The sequence below is a fragment of the Rhizobium bangladeshense genome, assembly GCF_017357245.1.
Taxonomy (GTDB): Bacteria; Pseudomonadota; Alphaproteobacteria; order Rhizobiales; family Rhizobiaceae; genus Rhizobium; species Rhizobium bangladeshense.
Genome location: NZ_CP071612.1, coordinates 2,134,345 through 2,151,290, shown reverse-complemented (window position 1 = coordinate 2,151,290; position 16,946 = coordinate 2,134,345). Strand labels below are relative to the sequence as shown.

General features: G+C 62.1%; 12 protein-coding genes. 1 reads left to right on the top strand and 11 read right to left on the bottom strand.

The genetic code is table 11. From position 1 onward, the window contains the following. Positions 1-2: 2 nt before the first annotated feature. On the bottom strand, positions 3-3,506 hold the full coding sequence (gene mfd, locus J2J98_RS10500; protein WP_207603041.1) for a transcription-repair coupling factor: 3,504 nt from the start codon (positions 3,504-3,506) through the stop codon (positions 3-5). Then, positions 3,503-3,808, bottom strand: coding sequence for an FAD assembly factor SdhE (locus J2J98_RS10495; RefSeq protein ID WP_064708940.1), 306 nt, complete (start codon positions 3,806-3,808; stop codon positions 3,503-3,505). Before J2J98_RS10495 ends, mfd begins: the two co-directional genes overlap by 4 nt. 92 nt (positions 3,809-3,900) lie before the next feature. On the opposite strand from J2J98_RS10495, the gene recG reads away from it, so the two are divergent. Beyond that, on the top strand, positions 3,901-6,006 hold the full coding sequence (gene recG / locus J2J98_RS10490; protein WP_138394210.1) for an ATP-dependent DNA helicase RecG: 2,106 nt from the start codon (positions 3,901-3,903) through the stop codon (positions 6,004-6,006). Here recG and J2J98_RS10485 read toward each other — a convergent pair. From J2J98_RS10485 to J2J98_RS10445, 9 genes are all read right to left on the bottom strand, one after another. Next, positions 6,003-6,710 carry a DUF502 domain-containing protein gene (locus J2J98_RS10485; RefSeq protein WP_138394209.1) on the bottom strand — a complete coding sequence of 236 codons (708 nt, stop codon included), beginning with the start codon at positions 6,708-6,710 and terminating at the stop codon, positions 6,003-6,005. The two genes, recG and J2J98_RS10485, sit on opposite strands and share 4 nt — an antisense overlap. Before the next feature lie 135 nt (positions 6,711-6,845). Beyond that, the gene (gene glmS, locus J2J98_RS10480; RefSeq protein WP_207603040.1) at positions 6,846-8,672 is read right to left on the bottom strand and encodes a glutamine--fructose-6-phosphate transaminase (isomerizing); all 1,827 of its coding nucleotides are present in this window, start codon (positions 8,670-8,672) and stop codon (positions 6,846-6,848) included. 110 nt (positions 8,673-8,782) lie between these two features. Beyond that, on the bottom strand, positions 8,783-10,144 hold the full coding sequence (gene glmU / locus J2J98_RS10475; protein ID WP_138394207.1) for a bifunctional UDP-N-acetylglucosamine diphosphorylase/glucosamine-1-phosphate N-acetyltransferase GlmU: 1,362 nt from the start codon (positions 10,142-10,144) through the stop codon (positions 8,783-8,785). 165 nt (positions 10,145-10,309) lie between these two features. Continuing rightward, positions 10,310-11,092 (bottom strand): FadR/GntR family transcriptional regulator, encoded by a 783-nt coding sequence (locus J2J98_RS10470; protein ID WP_064708945.1) that lies wholly within the window; start codon positions 11,090-11,092, stop codon positions 10,310-10,312. A gap of 12 nt (positions 11,093-11,104) precedes the next feature. Beyond that, positions 11,105-12,073: a galactofuranose ABC transporter, permease protein YjfF gene (gene yjfF, locus J2J98_RS10465; protein ID WP_064708946.1), complete on the bottom strand. Its 969-nt coding sequence runs from the start codon at positions 12,071-12,073 to the stop codon at positions 11,105-11,107. 5 nt (positions 12,074-12,078) lie between these two features. Beyond that, positions 12,079-13,083 carry an ABC transporter permease gene (locus J2J98_RS10460; protein ID WP_138394206.1) on the bottom strand — a complete coding sequence of 335 codons (1,005 nt, stop codon included), beginning with the start codon at positions 13,081-13,083 and terminating at the stop codon, positions 12,079-12,081. Further along, complete coding sequence (gene ytfR / locus J2J98_RS10455) at positions 13,080-14,603, bottom strand: galactofuranose ABC transporter, ATP-binding protein YtfR (RefSeq protein WP_138394205.1); 1,524 nt, start codon at positions 14,601-14,603, stop codon at positions 13,080-13,082. The genes J2J98_RS10460 and ytfR overlap by 4 nt, the downstream gene beginning before the upstream one ends. Positions 14,604-14,722: 119 nt before the next feature. After that, positions 14,723-15,685: a galactofuranose ABC transporter, galactofuranose-binding protein YtfQ gene (ytfQ, locus tag J2J98_RS10450; protein WP_064708949.1), complete on the bottom strand. Its 963-nt coding sequence runs from the start codon at positions 15,683-15,685 to the stop codon at positions 14,723-14,725. Positions 15,686-15,827: 142 nt separating this feature from the next. Beyond that, a complete protein-coding gene (locus tag J2J98_RS10445) occupies positions 15,828-16,904 on the bottom strand; it encodes a BMP family ABC transporter substrate-binding protein (protein WP_064708950.1) in 1,077 nt (358 codons plus the stop codon). Positions 16,905-16,946 lie beyond the last annotated feature (42 nt).

Genomic DNA, 16,946 nt, shown 5'->3' with positions numbered 1-16,946 from the left:
GTTTACTTCGCCATCTCGGCCAGTTGCGTCATGATAACCGCAGCGCCCTGAAGGCGTTTTTCCGGTGTCGGCAGATCGCGGGTCAGGAACAGGCTGTGATCGGGACGGATCTTGGCCATCGTGCCCTGCTTGCCGATATAGCCGACCAGATTTGCCGGATTGGGGAATTCCTTGTTGCGGAACTGGACGACGACGCCCTTCGGGCCTGCGTCGAGTTTCTCGACATTGGCGGTGCGGCAGAGCGACTTGATGTAGACGATTTTCAGGAGATGCTGAACCTCGATCGGCATCGGCCCGAAGCGGTCGATCATCTCGGCACCGAAGGCGTCGATTTCCTTGAGCTCGCCGATTTCGCCGAGGCGGCGGTACAGCGCCATGCGCAGATGTAGGTCCGGCACATAATTCTCGGGGATCATCACCGTCGTGCCGACGGAGATTTGCGGCGACCAGCCGGTATCGTGGATCTCGTCGACACCCTTGACCTCGGCGACCGCCTCTTCCAGCATCTGCTGATAGAGCTCGAAGCCGACCTCCTTGATGTGGCCGGACTGCTCCTCGCCGAGCAGGTTGCCGGCGCCGCGGATATCGAGGTCGTGGCTTGCCAGCTGGAAGCCGGCGCCAAGCGTATCGAGCGACTGCAGCACCTTCAGCCGGCGTTCGGCCGTCGCCGTCAGCACCTTGTTGACAGGGAGGGTGAAGAGCGCGAAAGCGCGCACCTTGGAGCGGCCGACGCGGCCGCGCAGCTGATAGAGCTGGGCTAGGCCGAACATGTCGGCGCGGTGGACGATCAGCGTGTTGGCCGTGGGCACATCGAGGCCGGATTCGACTATGGTTGTGGACAACAGCACGTCGTAGCGGCCTTCATAGAAGGCGTTCATGATGTCTTCGAGCTCGCCGGCCGGCATCTGGCCATGCGCGACGGCAACCTTCAATTCCGGAACATCGGACTGCAGGAAGGCGTGCACGTCAGCGAGATCGGCGAGCCGGGGGCAGACATAGAAGCTCTGGCCGCCGCGATAGTGCTCGCGCATCAGTGTCTCGCGGATGACCAGGCTGTCGAAGGGCGAGATGAAGGTGCGTACCGCCATGCGGTCGACCGGCGGCGTGGTGATCAGCGACAACTCGCGCACCCCGGTCATGGCAAGCTGCAGCGTACGCGGGATCGGCGTCGCCGATAGGGTCAGCACATGCACGTCGCTCTTCAGCTCCTTCAGCCGCTCCTTGTGCTTGACGCCGAAATGCTGTTCCTCGTCGATGATCAGCAGACCGAGATTGGCGAATTTGATGCCGGCGCCGAGCAGCGCATGGGTGCCGACGACGATATCGGTCTTGCCTTCGGCCACCTCCTTCTTGGTCAGTGCCAGTTCCTTCGAACCGACAAGGCGCGAGGCCTGCTGGATACGCACAGGCAGGCCGCGGAAACGCTCGGAAAAGGTTTTGAAATGCTGGCGGGCGAGCAACGTCGTCGGCACCACGACGGCGACCTGGACACCGTTCATTGCTGCAACGAAAGCGGCGCGCAGGGCCACTTCGGTCTTGCCGAAACCGACATCGCCGCAGACGAGGCGGTCCATCGGCCGGCCGGCGCCGAGATCGGAGCGCACGGCGTCGATGGCGTTGTCCTGGTCTTCGGTCTCGTCATAGGGGAAGCGGGCGGCAAACTCGTCGTACAGGCCGTCCGGCGCCGTCAGCATCGGCGCATGACGCGTCAGGCGCTCGGCGGCGATGCGGATCAGCGCACCGGCCATGTCGAGCAGACGCCGTTTGAGCTTGGCCTTGCGCATCTGCCAGGCGCCACCGCCGAGCTTGTCGAGCTGGGCATCGGTGCCCTCGCCGCCGTAGCGGGAGAGCAGGTCGATATTCTCGACCGGCAGGAACAGTTTGGCCTCGTCGGCATATTGCAGTTCGAGGCAGGCATGAGGGGCGCCCGCTGCTTCGATGGTCCTGAGCCCGATGAAACGGCCGATGCCGTGTTCGGCATGGACGACGATCGAGCCCTCGTCGAGACCGGCGACCTCGGAAATGAAATCGGCGGCGCGCTTGCGGCGCTTGGAGCGGCGCACCATACGGTCGCCGAGAATATCCTGCTCGCCGATAACGACGAGCTCACCCGCCTCGAAGCCGGATTCGAGATTGAGCACCGCAGCAGCGGCCTCGCCTTTCGAGAGCGAGCCGAGATCCTTCAGCGCCTCGACGGGCTTGACCTTTTCCAGGCCATGTTCGTTCAGCACCTGCAGCAGGCGTTCGAGCGAGCCCTCGGTCCAGGCGGTGACGAGCACTTTTGCGCCGGCCGCGCGTCGGTCGGCGATATGCTTGACGACGACGTCGAAGATATTGATGCGTTCGGCATCGCCGCCGCCCTCGGCATTCGAGCGGGCCCAGCGCTGACCCTGGCGGGCGTCGACATTGACGACACGCCTCGCCTCGCCCTCGACCTCGTTGAACGGGCTGACGCGGATCGCGCCGAGTGCGTCGAGAGTTTTGGTGAAGAGCTTGCTGTCGAGGTAGAGCTGGCCCGGCGCCACCGGCTTGTAGGGCGTGCCCTGCGCCATCTGGCCTTTGGCCGGCTGGCCGGAATTCAGGCGGGCATCGAAATAATCGAGGACCAGCTTGGAGCGCTCCTCCGCCGCCTCACGCACAGTATGGTCGGTAACGATACGGAAGCCGCTCAAATAATCGAAGACAGTATCGAGCTTCTCGTAGAAAAGCGGCAGCCAATGCTCCATGCCGGGGTATCGGCGGCCTTCGGAAACGGCGAGATAGAGCGCATCGTCGCGCGTCGTCGCGCCGAAAGCCGACAGGTAGTTCTTGCGGAAGCGACTGATCGTATCAGGCGTGAGCGTCACCTCGCTCATCGGGTTGAGGTCGAGGGACCGCACCTGGCCCGTCGTGCGCTGGCTAGCCGGATCGAAGCTGCGGATACTCTCCAGCGTATCGCCGAAGAAATCGAGGCGCACCGGCTCTTCTGAACCCGGCACAAAGACATCGAGGATGCCGCCGCGCACGGCATATTCGCCGACCTCGCGCACGGTCGCGACGCGGTCGAAGCCGTTGCGCTCCAGGCCGCCGGCAAGATCGTCCATGCGCAGTTGGTTGCCGGGACGGGCGGAAAAGCTCAGGCTCTCGATGACGTCGTGGGGCGCCACCTTCTGAAGCATGGCGTTGGCAGTGACCAGCACGATCGCGGCATGCGGCTTCTTGCGATGGGCGATGAGGCCGCCGAGCGCGGCAAGCCGGCGGGCCGAAGTATCGGCGCTCGGCGAGACGCGGTCGTAGGGCAGACAGTCCCAGGCCGGAAGGGTGAGGACCGGAATGTCGGGGGCGACGAAGCCGAGCATCTGTTCCAGATCGGCCATGCGGTGGCCGTCCGACATGACATAGGCGACCGGCTCGCCCGCCCGGGCCAGTTCGGCGAGCAGCAGCGGCTCGAGGCCCGCAGGCACATTGCCGATCGTCAGCGGCTCGGCAACGGCCGCAAGCTTCTTCGCATCGAAACCAGGGATCATTCCGGCGTCCTGAGGGGCTTGTCGAAATCGGGCTTATAGGCGGCAAGGCGGGCAAACATCGGAGTCTGGAAACGCTCCGGCACCGGCCATGTTCCCATGATCCAGCGAAGAAGATCATTATCCTCTTCCGCCATGATCGTTTCGAATTCGTCGAGCTCGGCGTCGGAAAGCTTTGTAATCTCGGCTTCGGCGAACTGACCGAAAACCAGATCCATTTCGCGGATGCCGCGGTGCCAGCAGCGGAAAAGGATTCGGCGGCGGCGCGGGTCGAGACCGGCACTCGTGAGTGTGACACCTGTCATGGCATTACCTTCCTGTTGATGCGCCTCTATAGACCCTCGAAAGCGGCTTGTCAGCCTTGCCAAGGCCGCATTGTTCGTCGCATTTTGGCCGCATGCGCCCCGCCGTTCTCGACCCTCTGTTTTCTCCCGTTTCGGGCCTTCCGGGCGTCGGCCCGAAGATCGCCGAGTTGCTGGTCAAGCTGCTCGGGCGCGACACGGCGGAGGATTGCCGGGTCATCGACCTTTTGTTCCACGCGCCCTTTTCGCTTATCGACCGGCGCAACCAGCCGGGGATAGCCCTGGCGCCGCAGGGCGCGATCGTAACGATCACCGCTCGCGTCGACCGCCACCAGGCGCCGCCGCGCGGCAAGAGCAATATCCCCTACCGCGTGTTCCTGCATGACGAGACCGGCGAATTGACGCTGGTGTTCTTCCGTGGGCAGGCGGCATGGCTGGAAAAGCAACTGCCTGTAGACGCCGAGGTAACGGTCAGCGGCAAGGTCGACTGGTTCAACGGCCGCGCCTCGATGGTTCATCCCGACTATATCGTCAGGGCCGAGGAGGCGGAGAGCCTTCCGCTCGTCGAGCCGATCTATCCGCTGACGGCGGGGCTTTCGCCGAAAACGCTGCGCAAGATCATCGACGCCGCCCTGCCGCGCTTTCCCGAACTGCCGGAATGGATCGACCCTGCGCTGACACAGCGACAGGGCCTTCCGTCGATCCGTGACGGTTTTCATATGCTGCACGAGCCGCGCGATCCCGCCGATATCGACCCGCAAGCCCCTGCCCGCCGGCGACTCGCCTATGACGAATTTCTGGCCGGTCAGCTATCGCTCAGCCTGGTGCGCCAGAGGCTGCGCAAAGTGGCGGGTCAGCCGGTGCATGCGACCGGCTCCGTCAGCAGCATGATCCTGAAGACGGTGCCCTTCTCGCTCACATCAAGCCAGAACGAGGCGATCGCCGACATTTTGAAAGACATGGCCGGAGCCGAGCGGATGCTGCGGCTGCTGCAGGGCGATGTCGGCTCCGGCAAGACTCTGGTGGCGCTGATGGCGATGGCGGCGGTGATCGAGAGCGGCGGCCAGGCTGTGCTGATGGCGCCGACCGAAATCCTCGCCCGTCAGCACCACGCGACGATCTCGAAATTCGCCGCCTCCGCCGGGCTCGGCATCGAGGTGCTGACCGGGCGCACCAAGGGACGCGAGCGCGAGGAGATCCTCGAGCGCATCTCCTCCGGCGCCGCACAGATCATCATCGGTACGCACGCCCTGTTCCAGGAGAGCGTCAGTTACGCCAATCTGATGCTTGCCGTCGTCGACGAGCAGCACCGTTTCGGCGTGCATCAGCGCCTGCGGCTGACCGCCAAAGGCATCTCGCCGCATATGCTCGTCATGACGGCGACGCCGATCCCCCGCACCCTGGTGCTGGCCGCCTTCGGCGATATGGATGTTTCCAAGCTGACCGAGAAACCGGCCGGCCGCAAGCCGATCCAGACGATCACCGTGCCGATGGAACGGACCGGAGAGATCGTCGGGCGGCTGCAGAGCGCGATCGCCGAGGGCAGGAAAGCCTACTGGATCTGCCCGCTGGTCGAAGAATCCGAGGAGCTCGACCTGATGTCGGCCGAAGAGCGGCATGCGACGCTCGTCTCCGCGCTCGGCCCGGATATCGGCCTGATCCACGGTCGCATGAGCGGCGCGGAAAAGGATGCGGCAATGATGGCCTTCAAGAACGGCGAGACCCGACTTCTGGTCGCCACGACCGTCGTCGAAGTGGGCGTCGACGTGCCGGATGCGACAATCATGGTGATCGAACACGCCGAACGCTTCGGGCTGGCGCAGCTGCATCAGCTGCGCGGCCGTGTCGGGCGAGGCGACGAGGCCTCGACCTGCATCCTGCTCTACAAGGGACCGCTCGGCGAGACCGGTCACGCCAGGCTTTCGATCATGCGGGAAACGGAGGATGGTTTCCGAATCGCGGAGGAAGATCTGAAGCTGCGCGGCGAAGGCGAGTTGCTCGGCACGCGGCAATCCGGCACGCCGGGGTTCCGCATCGCCAGCCTCGAGGCACATGCCGATCTACTCGAGATCGCCCGCAAGGACGCTGCCTATCTGATCGAGCGCGATCCGGAATTGACCAGCGAAAGAGGACAGGCGGTCCGCACCCTGCTCTATCTCTTCCGCCGCGACGAGGCGATCCGTTTCCTGAGAGCAGGCTAGTCTGCCTTTGAAACCGCCACCGGCTTCGGCCGCGGCAGATGTTTCTGCTTCGGCTCGGACGGTTTATGGTCCGGGGCGACGAGACCGCCCGAAATCAGGAACTTGGCGGCGTCTTCCGGGCTCATGTCGAGCATGACGATCTTTTCGCGCGGCACGAAAATGAGAAAACCGGCTGTCGGCACGGGCGTCGGCGGCAGGAAGACGGCGACCATGTCCTGACCCATGGCATTGAACTTCGAGGCAATCTCGCCCTTGGCGTCGGTGGCAACGAAGACCAGCGCCCAGAGGCCGGGACCGGGATATTCGATCAGACCGACCTTCTTGAAGGAATTCGACTGCTCCTTCAGCACGGTTTCGAAAATCTGCTTCACGCTTCTGTAAATCGTGCGCACTAACGGCATGCGCTGGACGACCGATTCGCCGAAACGGACGATGCTCTGGCCGATGAGGTTCTTGCCGAGGAAGCCGACGACGGTGATCAGGACGACGGCAATCAGCAGGCCGAAACCGGGGATGGCGAAATTGAGATAGCTTTCCGGGTTCCACCGCGCCGGAATATACGGCCTGACCCAGCTGTCCGACCAGTGGATGAAGGTCCACGTCAGCCAGATGGTAATCGCGATCGGCGCGCAGATGATCAGACCTGCGAGAAAATTGTTCCTCAGCCGGGTCGCGACCGGCATTCTGGGGGCATTGTCGGCCATCGCTTCCTGATGAACTCCATCTCAGTCGTGGACAGGCCGGAACTCCGGCCCTTCCCCCTTGTCCGCATACCAAAATTGCCAGAATTCGATCCGCCGCACAATACGTTTTGGCGCGGAGACCCGGCTCCCGCAGGCTTATTCCACGGTCACGGATTTCGCCAGGTTGCGCGGCTGATCGACGTCGGTGCCCATGAATACGGCGGTGTGATAGGCGAGCAGCTGGATCGGCAGAGAGAAGATCATCGGCGCGATGATTTCGTCGACGACAGGCAGGACGATCGTCGCCATGGTCGGCAGTCTCGAGGCCGCCGCACCGGCTTCATCGGTGATGAAAATGATGCGGCCGCCGCGCGCCGCGACCTCCTGCATGTTCGAGACTGTCTTTTCGAAGAAGCGGTCATAAGGGGCGATGACAATGACCGGCATGTTCTCATCGATCAGCGCGATCGGGCCGTGCTTCAATTCGCCGGCGGCATATCCTTCGGCGTGGATATAGGAAATTTCCTTGAGCTTCAGCGCGCCTTCCATGGCGAGCGGGAAGCTGGTGCCGCGGCCGAGATAGAGCACGTCCTTGCACTTCGACAGTTCGCGCGACAGGCTTTCCATCTGTGGCTGGATGAGGTTCAGCACGCGGCTCATGATCCGCGGCATTTCGGCGAGATGGCGAACGAGAGCCCTCTCCTCATCCGCGTTCACCGTGCCGCGCGCCTTGCCGGCGCCGATCGCCAGCGACGCCAAGACGGCAAGCTGGCAGGTGAAGGCCTTGGTCGAGGCGACGCCGATCTCGGGCCCGGCCATGATCGGGAACACGGCGTCGGATTCGCGGGCAATCGTCGATTCGCGGACATTGACGACAGCGCCGATCTTGAGGCCGTTGTCCCGGCAATAACGAAGCGACGCCAGCGTGTCGGCGGTCTCGCCGGACTGGGAGATGAAGAGTGCGGCCTGCGATGGCGAGAGCGGCATTTCGCGGTAGCGGAATTCGGAGGCGACATCGATTTCAACAGGCAGCCGGGCGTAACGTTCGAACCAGTATTTGCCGACAAGGCCTGCGAGATAGGCAGTGCCGCAGGCCGAAATCGCAAGGCTGCTTGCCGCCTTGAAATCGATCGCGGCGGCATTGGCGCCGATCGTGTTTTCCGCAAAATCCACGTAGTGGCTGAGCGCATGGGAGATCACCTCCGGCTGCTCGTAGATTTCCTTTTCCATGAAATGGCGGTGATTGCCCTTGTCGACGACATAGGCAGTCGCCTGCGAGATCTGGCGCGCGCGCTTGACCGGTTTGCCAGTGAAATCCAGGACGGAGACGGCGTCGCGAGTGATGATGGCGCAGTCGCCGTCGACGAGATAGGTGATCTCGTTGGTGAAGGGCGAGAGGGCGATCGCATCCGAGCCGAGGAACATTTCGCCGCGACCATAGCCGACGGCGAGCGGCGGGCCGGAACGAGCGGCCATGATCGTGTCGGGAACGGCCTTGAGCATGACGGCCAGCGCATAGGCGCCGGTCACCCGATTCAGCATCTTGAGCATGGCTGCGCGCGGCTCAAGACCCTCACGCAGGTATTTCGCCATCAGGTGCGCGACCACTTCGGTATCCGTCTGGGTATCGAAGACCGCCCCTTCTCCGGTCAGTTCGTCGCGAAGTTCGGAGAAATTCTCGATAATGCCATTATGGACGACCGCAACCCCTTCGACAAAGTGCGGGTGGGCATTGGTCTCATTGGGGACCCCGTGCGTAGCCCAGCGCGTATGGGCGATGCCGACGGTGCCGGGCAGCGGCTCTGCATCGAGGCGCTTTTCAAGGTTGAAAAGCTTTCCCTCGGCGCGGCGGCGATCCATCATCCCCTCATAGATCGTGGCGACACCGGCGGAATCGTAGCCGCGATATTCGAGACGCTTCAGCGCATCCACCAGGCGCCCGGCAACAGGCTGAGTTCCGACGATCCCCACAATGCCGCACATGCAATATCCCCATAAAGGCTTCAATAATGAGGCCAGTCCTAACAATTCCGGCTTATTTCTCAATGGCCTCGGCGGTCACTTTCAATTTCCGCCGGTTACGGAAAACAGCCTCAGCCTTTCCCCTTCTTTGCGGCCTTGATGGCGAGCGCGCGCTCGCGCAGCAACGTCGCGCGTCCGGGCTTGATCTCCTGGCGGGCGCGGCCGAGCGCCAGCGCATCGGCCGGCACGTTGGCTGTTATAACGCTGCCGGACGCGATATAGGCGCCGTCGCCGATGGTCACCGGCGCGACCAGCGAGGAATTGGATCCGATGAAGGCGTTTTCGCCGATCACCGTTTCACTCTTGTTGACGCCGTCATAATTGCAGGTGATCGTGCCTGCGCCGATATTGCTGCCGGCGCCAACGACCGCGTCGCCGATATAGGTGAGATGGTTGACCTTGGCGCCCTCACCGATCCGGCCGTTCTTGACCTCGCAAAAATTGCCGACCTTCGAACCGCTGGCGAGATCCGCACCCGGCCGCAGCCGCGCGAAGGGGCCCACGGTCGCGCCTTCGCTGACATGGGCGCCCTCGATATGCGAGAAAGCATGAATGACGGCGCCGCTGTCGATCACCGAGCCGGGCCCGAAGACGACGTTCGGCTCGATCAGCGCATCCCGGCCGATGACGGTGTCATAGGAGAGGAACACCGTTTCCGGCGCGATCATGGTAACGCCTGATAGCATCATCTCGCGGCGGCGACGCTCCTGCCAGAAGCGTTCGATAACAGCGAGTTCGGCGCGGTTGTTGCAGCCGGTCATCTCGATTTCAGGGGCATCGACGGCTGTGACGCGACCGCCAAGCGAACGGGCAATCTCGACGAGGTCGGTGAGATAAAATTCGCCCTTGGCATTGGCATTGCCGATGCGCGAGAGGAGATCGAGCGCCTTGCTGCCGTTGATTGCCATCAGTCCGCTGTTGCACCAGGTCACAGCGCGCTCGGCGTCGGTGGCGTCCTTCTCCTCGCGGATGGCGATGAGCTCCCCGTCCTTGACGAGCAGGCGGCCATAGCCGGTCGGACGGTCGGTGTGAAAGCCGATGACGACGACGTCGCTGCCTTCGGCGAGGCCCTGGCGGGCGGCTTTCAGCGGTCCGTCGGTCTGCAGCGGCACGTCGCCGTAGGTGACGAGGATATCGTCATAACCCTTGGCGATGGCCTCGCGTGCCGCCAGCACCGCATGGCCGGTGCCGAGACGCTCTTGCTGCAGATATGCTTCGATGGCGACACCGTCGATGCTCGCGGACTTGGCGACGTTCTCGGCGTCGCGACCGACGACCAGTGCTACGGAGGAGATATCCGCGGAGGCGACCGCCTCGACCACATGCGCGATCATCGGCCGTCCGGCGACCGGATGCAGCACCTTAGATTTCGAGGATTTCATCCGCGTGCTGTCACCGGCGGCTAGGATGACGGCAAGACAAGTGCGTTCCATGATGTGCTCCGCGAATCCGCGCGATGAGGCGGCTTTTCTGCCTCATACTGCATAATTCCCGAAATCGGAAATCCATTTCAGGACGAAATTGCGCGGCAGTTTAAGGTGCTACGACGTCCATTGAGTGGCTAAAAAGCTTGAATGCGCCGCGTGGTCAAAGCGTCACTAGGATGAGATTGCCGGCGAAATCGGTCCCAAGACAACAGGAGAACCGTGGGCCGCGAAGGCCTCATGCACGTGGTCGCGTCCGTCTAGGATGACGACTTCCATCGCACGCCGAGCGGCGGCGCTGTCGCCGGAGACGATGGCATCGACGATGCGCATATGGGTATCGGCGATATTGGCGAATCCGTTTTCGGAGGGGGGCGTGCTGATGCGGAACATGCCGACCAGGGCCGCTTCGATCAGGCTGCCGAGGGTGCGCATGAAGGGATTGTGCGAGGCTTCGGCAATTGCCAGGTGGAAGCGCAGGTCGGCGAGTGCCAGGCTGTCGGCCGTATGCCCGCTCGCCGCCATCTCCTGAGCCAGCCCGCGCAGCATTTCGATCTCCTCGGCATCGGCGCGCTCGGCGACCAGACCGGCGGCGAAGGGTTCGACGGCAAGGCGGATATCGTAAAGCTGCAGCAGAAATTCTTCGGTCACGCCATTGTCGAAGTGCCAGGCGATGATTTCGCTGTCGAACATATTCCAGAGGTTTTTCTCGGTCACACGCGTGCCGACCCGCGCCTTGGCAACCACCATGCCCTTGGCAGCAAGCGTCTTCATCGTCTCGCGCAGCACCGTACGCGATACCTTGAAGCGTTGCGCCAGTTCCGTATCGCCCGGCAGGATCGAGCCGACGGGATAGGTACCGGCGACGATCGCCTTCCCGAGCTCGTCGACCACCTGTGCGTGGCTCGTACGGGCTCGGCGCCCTGTCTTGCGTGTCTCGATCAGTTTATTGCGCAAACGATCACCCCCTCAGGCATACCTCTTGTTCAGGCTTGAAAGGAACAGGATCGCCTTCTGCATCAGTATGAATGCAAACAGCAGCAGGCCAATCAGAATCTTCGTCCACCAGCTCGACAGCGTGCCGTCGAAGGTGATGTAGGTCTGAATGAGTCCCTGGATCAGAATGCCGATCAAGGTTCCCGCCACGAATCCCGCTCCTCCGGTCAGCAGCGTCCCCCCAATGACCACCGCAGCGATGGCGTCGAGTTCGACGCCGACTGCAGCAAGAGAATATCCGGCAGAGGTGTACAGCGAAAAAACGATTCCGGATAGACCGGCGAGAAAGCCCGACAGCGCATAGATCTGGATCGTCGTGCGTCCGACCGGCACACCCATCAGCCGCGCCGTCTGCGGCCCTCCCCCAAGCGCATAGACGTTGGTGCCGAAGCGGGTCCGGTGGGCGATGAAGATGCCGGCGGCAAAGACCAGAAGCATCACGGCGCCGATCAGCGTCAGCCGCCCGCCTCCGGGCAGCCGCCAATAGAGGCTCGTCAGCGTCGAATAATAATCGTGGTTGATCGGAATGCTGTCGATCGACAGCACAAAGGCGATCCCGCGCGCCAGGAACATGCCGGCAAGCGTCACGATGAATGCCGGCATTTCGAGATAGTGGATGATGGCGCCCATGACGGCGCCGAAGGCGGTGGTGATGACGAGGACCAGCGCGAAGGCGAGGAGCGGATGGATCGACGTATTCTGCAGGATGACCGCCAGGAAGACGCCGGTAAAGGCGATGATCGAACCGATCGACAGATCGATGCCGCCGGAGATGATCACGAAGGTCATGCCGACGGCGGCAATACCGAGAAATGCGTTATCGGTCAAAAGGTTGCCGATAACGCGGGTCGACAGCATGTTCGGATATTGAAGCGTGCAGCCGGCATAGGCGAGCACGAAGATTACGATGGTCGCGAGCAGCGGCAGGTATTTGGAGTTCATTTCGGCTACTCCCTTCCGCCCTGCCCGCGGCTGGCGAAGATGGCGAGCGATTGCACCGCCGGCGACTGGATGATGAGGATGACGATAATGATGACAGCCTTGATGATCAGATTGAATTCAGGCGGGAATCCCGAGGACAGGATGCCGGTGTTGACCGCCTGGATGATCATCGCGCCGACCAGCGAGCCGACGATGCTGAATCGTCCGCCGAGGAGCGAATTGCCGCCGACGACGACGGCGAGGATGGCGTCAAGCTCCAGCCAGAGACCGGCATTGTTGGCATCCGCGCCCTTGATGTCGGCCGCGACGATAATGCCGGCGATCGAGGCGCAGAGCCCGCTCAGCATATAGACGGCCATCAGCAGCACCGGCGTTTGAATCCCGGAGAGCGTGCTGGCGCGGCGGTTGATGCCGACAGCCTCGAGCAGCATGCCGAGCGCCGTGCGGCGAACGAGCAGGATGACGAGCAGACCGACAAGCAGCCAGATGACGACGGGCATAGGCAGCAGAGCCATCGAGCCGCTACCGAAGAAGATCAGGCCGTCATCATTGAAGGTCAGGATGGCGCCTTCGGTGATGAGCTGGGCGATGCCGCGGCCGGCGACCATCAGCACCAAGGTGGCGATGATCGGCTGGATGTTGAGGACCGCCACCAGGAAACCGTTCCAGACGCCGCAGGCAAGCCCGATCGCCAGTGTCAGGAATATCGTGTAAGTGACGGAATTTCCAGAAACGACGGATGAAGCAGCAACAGCGCCGCAGATGGCGATGACCGCGCCGACGGACAAATCGATGCCCTTCGTAGCAATAACCAGCGTCATGCCGATCGCCAGCAGCGCCACCGGCGCACCGCGATTCAGCACGTCAATCACGCTGCCGTAGAGCCGCCCATTCTGAACCACCACATTAAAAAACTGAGGTGACGTTATGAAATTCAGCAGAAGAATCACAATGAGCGCGATCAATTGCGGCGCCAGGCGATAGCCCAGCGCATTCGAGGAGGACTTCATGCATCCTCCTTCTTGTGCTCGGCGGCCGCGATGGCATCGACTATACCGGCGGCAGTAATTCGCTCGCCCGTGAGTTCGGCGATATGCTGCCTGTCGCGAAGTACGATGACACGTGAACTATAGGCGACAAGCTCTTCAAGTTCCGAGGAAATTACGATCAATGACATGCCTTCGGCGCAAAGCTGCTCGATGAGCCGGATGATCTCGGCATGGGCGCCGACATCGATACCGCGGGTTGGTTCATCGAGGATGAGAAACTTGGGATTGGTTGCCAGCCAGCGAGCGAGGATCGCCTTCTGCTGGTTGCCGCCGGAAAGCAGCCGGATCGGCTTTTCACGGTCGGTCGTGCGGATGTCGAGCGCCTTGATGTAGCGGTCGGCGAGCGCATTCTGCTCGGCGCGCGACAGCGGCCTGGTCCAGCCGCGGCGGGCCTGCAGCGCAAGCGCAATGTTTTCCCGGATCGACAGGTCGCCGACGATGCCGTCGGTCTTGCGGTCTTCAGGGCAGAATCCGAAACCCTTTGCGATCGCGGCGCGCGGGCTGGAAAGGGTCACGGGCTGGCCATCGATCGTTGCACTGCCGCTGTCGGCATGTTCGACGCCGAAGAGCAGTTCGGCGGTTTCGGTGCGCCCGGAACCGAGCAGCCCGGCCACGCCGACCACCTCGCCGGCCCGGACGTCGAGATCGAAAGGCTTGACCTTGCCGCGTTTACCGTAGCCGGAAAAGCGGTAGCGGACCTCGCCCGCGGCGATGCTGTGTTCCCTGACCGTCTCTTCGGCCTGGGCGAGTTCCCGGCCGAGCATCATCGCGATCAGACCCTGGCGCGGCAGATCGGCGGCGTCGCGGGTGCCGACGAGTTTGCCGTTGCGCAGCACGGTGATGCGGTCGCTGATCGCATAGACCTGCTCGAGGAAATGGGTGATGAAGACGATGCCGAGGCCACGCTTTTTCAAGTCCTCGATGATGCGGAAGAGCAGCGCCACTTCCTGATTGTCGAGGCTCGCCGTCGGCTCGTCCAATATCAGGACCTTGCCCGAGAGATCGACGGCGCGCGCGATGGCGACCACCTGCTGGACGGCGACGGAGAAACGTCCAAGTTCGGCGGTGACGTCGATATCGATGCCGTAGCCGGCGAGCAGTTCGCGCGCCTTGCGGTTCATCGCGCGGACATCAGTCATGCCGAAACGCCGCGGCTGGCGTCCGAGAAACAGGTTTTCGGCCACACTTAGATTGGCCAGGAGGTTGACTTCCTGATAAACGGTGCCGATGCCCAGCTTCTGGGCGGCGAGCGTATTGGCCGGATTGATCTCCTGGCCGTCGAGCGTCAGGCTGCCGCCATCGCGATGGTAGGCCCCGGTGATGCATTTGATCAGCGTCGATTTGCCGGCGCCGTTCTCGCCGAGAAGCGCATGAACCTCCCCGCGGCGCAACGTAAAATCGACCTTGTCAAGGGCGACGGCGCCGGGAAAGAACTTCGATATGGCCGAGGCTGCGAGAATATTCTCGATATTGTGAACCATGAGGGCTGCTGTTTCCTGATATTGCGCCTTGCGCCTGCGCCAAGGCCGGGCAAGTCGCCCGGCCGGCACCGGCAGTTCCGTACCGGCCCATGATGGGCCAGTACGGTTCCAGGTTCAAATCAGTAGCCCTGACCCTTCTTCTCTTCGTACACCTTCATCGGCTCGTCGGCCGGCGTGTAGAGCTTCGACTCGGTCTGGATCCACTTCGGCGGAGCCTTCTTGTCCTTCAGATAGGCTTCGAGCGCATCGAAAGCGGGACCTGCCATGTTCGGCGTCAGTTCGACCGTAGCATTGGCCTCACCTTCGGACATCGCCTTGAAAATATCCGGCACGGCGTCGATGGAAACGACGAGGATATCCTTGCCGGGCTTCAGGCCGGCTTCCTTGATCGCCTGGATGGCGCCGACAGCCATGTCGTCGTTGTGGGCGTAGAGCGCGCAGATATCCTTGCCGCCATTTTCAGCCTTCAGGAAGCTTTCCATGACTTCCTTGCCCTTGGTACGGGTGAAGTCGCCGGTCTGGCTGCGAACGATCTTGAGATTGTCGTGGCCGGTGAGGGCCTCTTCGAAGCCCTTCTTGCGGGCGATGGCCGGCGATGAGCCGGTCGTACCCTGCAGTTCGACGACATTGCACTTCTTGTCGCCGACGGTCTTGACGAGCCAGTCGCCGGCAACCTTGCCTTCATGGACGAGGTCGGAGGTGACAGCCGTCAGATAGAGATCGTCCGGAGCCTTGACGGTGCGGTCGAGAAGGATAACCGGGATATTGGCTTCCTTGGCTTCCTTCAGAACGTCATCCCAGCCGGTCTCGACGACCGGAGCGATCAGAATGGCATCGACGCCCTGGGCGATGAAGGAGCGCAAAGCCTTGATTTGGTTTTCCTGCTTCTGCTGCGCATCGGCAAACTTCAGATCGATGCCGCGCTTCTTGGCCTGCTCCTTGGTCACGGTCGTTTCAGCCGCGCGCCAGCCCGATTCCGAACCGATCTGCGAGAAACCGACGGTCAAGCCGTTGGCCGAAGCCGAACCGAACATGCAGGCAGCCAGAATCGTGGCACTCAAAAGTGCAGTCTTCAATTTCATGATATCCTCCCAATGCCGCTCCTTCGCGGCGCAGGGTCAAAAAATCATATAGTATTACTTTTGTAAATCGCTTTTTTAGCGTATGAGCAGAAAAAAGGGCGTCGCCAGGACGCCCTTTGAATTTGGAAACTGGCTGCAGAAGTTATTGCGCCGGCAGCTTGTCGTCGACGCCTTCGACATAGAAGTTCATGCCGAGCAACGTCCCGTCATCGGCCTTCTCGCCAGCCTTCAGCCAGGGCGTGCCGTCCTGCTTGTTGATGGGGCCGGTGAAGGGATGCAGTTCGCCTGACTTGATCTTGGCTTCGGTTTCCTCGGCAAGCTTCTTCACGTCATCGGGCATGTTGGTATAGGGCGCCATTGTCAGAATGCCGTCCTTCAGGCCATCCCAGCTCTGTTCCGACTTCCAGGTGCCGTCGAGAAGCGCCTGGACGCGCTTGACGTAATAATTGCCCCAAGTGTCGATGATCGCTGTGAGCTGTACGTTTGGACCAGCCTTGATCATGTCGGACGCCTGGCCGAAGGCCTTGACGCCGCGTTGCTCGGCAACCTGCATCGGAGCGGTCGTGTCCGTGTGCTGGGTGAGAATGTCGACGCCCTGGTCGAGCAGCGCCTTGGCGGCATCGGCTTCCTTGCCGGGGTCAAACCAGGTGTTGACCCAGATGACCTTCATCTTGAAGTTCGGGTTGACCGACTTGGCGCCGGTTTCGAACGCATTGATGCCCATCACCACCTCGGGGATGGGGAAGGAGGCGATATAGCCTGCCGTGCCGGTCTTCGACAGCTTCCCGGCGATAATGCCGCTGATATAGCGGCCTTCATAGAAGCGCGAATTGTAGGTCGCGACATTGTCGGCGGCCTTGAAGCCGGTCGCATGCTCGAACTTCACCTTCGGGAACTTCTTGGCGACGGCGACAGTCGCGTCCATGTATCCGAAGGATGTGGTGAAAATAAGCGAGCAGCCGGAACGGGCCATGCGCTCGATGGCGCGTTCGGCATCAGGACCCTCCGGAACGCTTTCGAGGAAGGATGTTTCGACCTTGTCGGCGAATTCCTTCTCGACCTGGAGGCGGCCGTTTTCATGGGCCTGCGTCCAGCCGCCATCGGTGCGGGTGCCGACATAGACGAAGCAGACCTTGGTCTTTTCGGCAGCCTCGGCGGCCGAACCGATGCTCAGGACAAGGGCAGCTGTCGCTGCGAGAGCAAGTGCAAGTTTTTTCATTTTGATCCCTGTTGGTTGGAAGTTTGAAACCCGTCTTTTTTG